This window comes from Psychrobacter sp. (assembly GCF_035469765.1).
GTDB lineage: Bacteria > Pseudomonadota > Gammaproteobacteria > Pseudomonadales > Moraxellaceae > Psychrobacter.
In genome coordinates this window covers 1-3,965 of record NZ_DATIRM010000270.1, presented here as the reverse complement: position 1 = coordinate 3,965, position 3,965 = coordinate 1, and the positions used below count along the sequence as shown (strand labels likewise).

General features: G+C 43.0%; 3 protein-coding genes. All 3 read left to right on the top strand.

The window, feature by feature from the left end:
• Positions 1-188: 188 nt before the first annotated feature.
• Positions 189-1,118, top strand: a complete 930-nt coding sequence (locus VLN09_RS07705; protein WP_325245252.1) for a LysR family transcriptional regulator — start codon at positions 189-191, stop codon at positions 1,116-1,118.
• Positions 1,119-1,308: 190 nt separating this feature from the next.
• Positions 1,309-2,505 carry an amino acid aminotransferase gene (locus VLN09_RS07700; RefSeq protein WP_325245250.1) on the top strand — a complete coding sequence of 399 codons (1,197 nt, stop codon included), beginning with the start codon at positions 1,309-1,311 and terminating at the stop codon, positions 2,503-2,505.
• A gap of 253 nt (positions 2,506-2,758) precedes the next feature.
• Positions 2,759-3,965 (top strand): fumarylacetoacetase (gene fahA / locus VLN09_RS07695; RefSeq protein ID WP_325245249.1); only part of this gene is annotated, 1,207 nt, incomplete at its 3' end.

Here is a 3,965-nt window from a genome sequence, read left to right as displayed (position 1 = left end):
GTAGGCCCATAGGGTTGTCAAATAAATCTGCCATTGTCATCATCCTTAATTGCAATTGGTGGTATAAAGCGCTAAAAATCAGCTAAAAATAGATTTCATCAATAATTCTTATTGACGATGCATTTATATTAGATTAGCTTGATTTATAAGACTAATCGTATTTTTTGATTTATTTATCAGGTTTACTTATGAATATTAGCATTCGCCAACTCACCGCTTTTATCAGTGTCGCTGATAATGGCAGTTTTACTCGTGCCAGTGATCAGATGCATTTGACCCAATCTGCGGTCAGTGGATTGATAAAAGAGCTCGAATCTAGCCTTGGCATCGTTTTGTTTGATCGCACTACACGCCAGCTGTCTTTGTCGGCAGTCGGACGGCATCTATTACCACAAGCGCGGCGCATTTTAAATGAGATGCAGCTGTTTGAAAATGAAGCAAGTAGCTTAACGAGCTTAGCGCAAGGTCAAGTCAGGCTTGCTGTATCACAGTTTGCTGCCTCCTCTATGCCAGCGGTTATCGCTCAGTTTGCCAAAGAATATCCTGACATCAGCGTGTCTTTACTTGATTGCTCAGCAGAAAATGTCTTAGAACACATTCAAAACATTGAGGTGGATTTGGGCGTGGGCACTGAGCTTGAATTTATGGACACTGAAGATGACGTCAGCGCCGATTTGTTATATCAGCTGCCGTTTTGTGTGGTGATGCCTGATAGCCACGCGCTGGCACGTAAATCTGAAATTATTTGGCAGGATTTAATTGATACGCCGCTTATTACCCTGCAAGGTCCATTTATTGAGCAAGTGACCGCTGAGCTTGATGAGCGTATCGCAACCCATATCCAACAAGCGCGCTATAAAGTGAACTTTATGTCGACGGCGCTCGAGATGACCCGTCAAGGCTTTGGCATTACCTTGTGTCTGCCTTATATGCCAGAGGTGATAGACTGGGTCAGCGCCAATGGTTTGCAGATGCGACCTTTGACGCAACCTGTCAAAATGCGCCGATTTTTTATTTACCAACGCTCATCGCGTGCCCTATCACCAGCCAGCATTGCTTTTAAGCATTTTTTGCAGGGCTACTTTGCGACCCATTTTGATGATTTACAAAAGATTTAACCGGCAGCTTTATACCTTTTATCACAGCAAGTCAGACGATGATTCAAGAAAAATAGTATCACTAAGCAAAAAAATGCATGAATTGGTGGGGATAATGGAATCTAACATTGAGTTAATGCCCAAACTGGTTTATGCTTTTTAGCGCCTTAACTTCTATCCTTTGTACTTATATCCCTTGTAAGGAAAACACATGTTTGAACGTATCGATTACTATGCCGGCGACCCAATCTTAGGATTGATGGACAAATTTGCCGCGGATACCAACCTAGATAAAGTCAATTTGGGTGTCGGTGTCTATTATGACGAAGATGGCAAAATGCCAGTGCTTGAGTGTGTTAAAACAGCTGAACAGCGTATTGCTGACCCAATCTCGCCGCGTCCGTATTTGCCAATGGCAGGTTTACCAGGACATCGTAAAGGCTGTCAAGAATTGCTATTTGGTAAAGACGCTCAGATTTTACAAGATGGCTTGGTTGCTACTATCGCTACCATTGGTGGTTCTGGTGCACTAAAGGTCGGCGCAGAATTTATCCACGAATGGTTCCCGCAGTCTAAGTGCTATGTTAGTGACCCTACATGGGGCAACCACATTGCTATTTTTGAAGGGTCTGACGTTGAAGTCGGTAAATACCCGTACTACGACACCACTACTGGTGGCATCAAATTTGATGAAATGATCGCGTTTTTTGAGACGTTGAATAAAGATGACGTTCTTTTACTCCATCCTTGCTGTCACAACCCAACGGGCGTTGATTTGACTCGTGAGCAATGGGATCAAGTCCTAAACGTCATTCAAGCACGTGAGCTGATTCCGTTTATGGACATCGCCTACCAAGGCTTTGGCGAAGATATGGACAGCGATGCTTATGCGATTCGTAAAGCCGTCGATATGGGTCTGCCATTGTTTGTGAGCAACTCATTCTCTAAAAACTTATCACTATATGGCGAGCGTGTCGGTGGTCTATCAGTCGTATGCCCAACGGTAGATGAAACTGATCGCGTCTTTGGTCAGCTGAACTCTATGGTACGTCGTATCTACTCAAGCCCGCCATCACATGGTGGTCGCGTAGTTGATATCGTTATGAACGACGAAGCATTGCATGAGCAATGGGTTGGCGAAGTATATACGATGCGTGACCGTATCAAATCTATGCGTACCAAACTCAAATCAGTATTAGAAGAAAAAATCCCAGGTCGTAGCTTTGATTACTTGACCGCACAAAACGGCATGTTTAGCTTTACAGGTCTGACACCTGAACAAGTTGCACAACTACAAAGCAAGTATGGTATCTACATGGTATCGAACTCACGTATGTGTGTTGCCGGCTTAAACAGCAGCAATATCGACTATGTTGCCAATGCGATGGTTGACGTCTTAAAAGACTAATCGTCTAATACTATCTACTGAGATTTTCCAAAAAGGCTGAGCATAATTGCTCGGCCTTTTTTATGCGCTGGATTTCGTAGTGGTGATATTTTTAGCAAAAACAATAACCAAATAGCTTTTATCTCAATCAAAAATCAATCGATTTATAGAACGAGCACATAAAAAACTTGCATTCAATTACGCTATAAATTACATTATGCGTAAGTAGTTATTTATAACGTAATTTAATATTCGCTTTAGCAAGGAGCCGCTCATGTCAACGATTGACAAAAATCTCTTATCCTTCCTCGATATTGCAACCGATTCTGACTTCTCTATTCATAACCTGCCTTATGGCATTTTTAGTAATGGCACTGATGGTAAACGCCGCGCGGGTGTCGCTATTGGTGAGCAAGTATTAGACTTATCCGTACTCGAAGCTGAAGGGCTATTGAGTTTAGAGGGCGGCTCATATTTTGATCAAAATACCTTAAACGCCTTTATTGATTCTGGTCGAGATAATTGGAGTAAAGCGCGTAAAACCATTCAGACGCTACTCTCTAGCGACTGCGATATTTTACGTGACAACGCCGATTTGCAGAAAAAAGCCCTATTTAAGCAAACAGACGTCATCATGCATCTGCCTGTTCAAGTACCAGGCTTTACCGATTTTTATTCGTCTAAAGAACACGCAACCAACGTCGGTACCATGTTCCGTGACCCAAGCAATGCCTTATTGCCTAACTGGACTGAAATGCCAGTAGGTTATAACGGACGCGCCAGCACCGTCATCGTCAGTGGCACTGAGGTAATACGTCCATCAGGTCAGCTAAAACCCAATGCTGATGATCGTCCTATTTTCTCGCCTTGTAAGTGTTTAGACTTTGAGCTTGAGACCGCATTCGTCGTTGGTAAAGGGAATAATATCGGTCAACCGATTGCCGTAGATAATGCTATTGATCATATTTTTGGTATGGTTTTGCTGAACGATTGGTCAGCTCGTGATATTCAAAAATGGGAATATGTGCCATTAGGTCCATTTAATGCCAAAACCTTTGCCTCTGAAGTATCTCCTTGGATTGTGACGATGGAAGCCTTGGCACCGTTCAAGATGCCATGCCCAACGCAAGAGCCAAAGCCACTTGCTTATCTCAATGAAAAAGACAGCAATAACAGCTATGACATCCATTTATCAGTAGAGTTATTGCCTGAAAATGCTGAAGAAGCAACTGTGGTTTGCGAAACCAATTTTAAATATATGTACTGGTCAATGGCTCAGCAGTTGACTCACCATACTATTACTGGCTGTAAAGTAGAGGTTGGCGACATGATGGGCTCAGGGACTATTTCGGGACCGACGCCAGATTCTTATGGCTCAATGCTAGAGATTGCATGGAATGCGACCAAACCTGTCACCCTAAAAGGCGGTGAAACACGCAACTTTATCGAGGATGGCGACACGGTCATCATGAAAGGTTATA